This window comes from Bacillus sp. P4_D3 (genome assembly GCF_056401855.1).
Window position 1 is genome coordinate 1 of record NZ_JBFUIN010000763.1, and the last position, 1,428, is coordinate 1,428.

The 1,428-nt window shown below is 34.9% G+C and carries 2 protein-coding genes; both read left to right on the forward strand.

What is annotated here, in order from left to right; all coding sequences use genetic code 11:
* Nucleotides 1–19: 19 nt before the first annotated feature.
* On the forward strand, nucleotides 20–742 hold the full coding sequence (locus AC1DTM_RS26435) for an HAD family hydrolase (protein ID WP_088099161.1): 723 nt from the start codon (nucleotides 20–22) through the stop codon (nucleotides 740–742).
* A gap of 46 nt (nucleotides 743–788) precedes the next feature.
* On the forward strand, nucleotides 789–1,428 hold a 640-nt coding region (locus AC1DTM_RS26440; RefSeq protein WP_477001277.1), incomplete at its 3' end, for an ABC transporter ATP-binding protein.

The following is a 1,428-nucleotide window of genomic DNA, read 5'->3' on the forward strand; positions in this document are numbered from 1 at the left end:
GTTATAGGGGGAATAAAAGGTGAATAAAGCGATTATTTTTGATAAAGATGGAACATTAATACAGTTAGATTCAGTTTGGTACAAAATTGTGCATCGTGTGTTAGATGATATATTTCAAACGTATCCAAATGAAAAAAGTAAACGAGATGACTACTTAACGATTATTGGTATGAATGATAACAATTTTGAGAGTACGAGTTTACTAGCTTGTCGCACAAATTACTTTATTGCGGCTGCATGGTATTCGTTGTTAGAAAATCAACATGTGAATAAAGAGGGTTTTATTCAAAATGTATGTCTTCTATTCAAAAAGTACTCTACTGCAGATGATCTTGTATTTACAGAAGTGGAAGGTGCAAAGGAAACGTTACGATATTTAAAAGACAATGAATATATTATTGGGGTTGTTACGGCAGACGATGTTGATGCAGCTATTCATTCTCTGAAAATGACTGAGTTATATGATTATGTAGATTTTTTAGGTGCAGATGATGGTGTGAATAGAACAAAACCTGAAAGTGACTTTTATCATATGTTTAAAGAGAAATTTTCACTAACTGAAGAAGATGTGCTTATGGTAGGTGATACATTAACAGACGTTACATTTGCGAGAAATAGTAACATTAAAGTAGTGGGCGTTTTATCGGGTGCGAGCAGGAAGGAAGATTTAGAAGGAAAAGCGGATTATATTTTAGACAGTATGAAGGATATTTCGAAGATTTTATCATTCATGTCATCATAATTTTTAACAATATCTATAAATATAGCTCGAATTCTAGGAGGATATTATGGCTCAACTATCATTCAAAAACATTTACAAAAAATATGATCATGATGTGACAATCGTAAAAGATTTTAACCTAGAAGTAAATGATGGAGAATTTATCGTTTTGGTTGGCCCTTCAGGGTGTGGGAAATCTACAACATTACGTATGATTGCAGGACTTGAGGAGATTTCAGAGGGCGACTTTTATATTGATGGAAAGCGTGTAAATGATATTACACCGAAAGATAGAGATATTGCAATGGTATTTCAAAACTATGCACTTTATCCGCATATGAGTGTGTATGAAAACATGGCATTTGGATTAAAACTAAGAAAGTATAGTAAAGAAGAAATTGACCAACGTGTGCAACATGCAGCAAAAATTCTTGGGCTTGAGCAGTATTTAAGCCGGAAGCCAAAAGCACTTTCAGGTGGTCAGCGTCAGCGTGTTGCCTTAGGCCGAGCGATTGTTCGAAATGCAAAAGTATTTTTAATGGACGAGCCTTTATCAAACTTAGATGCGAAGCTACGCGTTCAAATGCGTGCTGAGATTACAAAATTACATCAACAGCTGCAAACGACATCTGTATATGTCACGCATGATCAAATTGAAGCTATGACGATGGCGACGCGCTTAGTTGTACTAAAAGATGGGATTATAC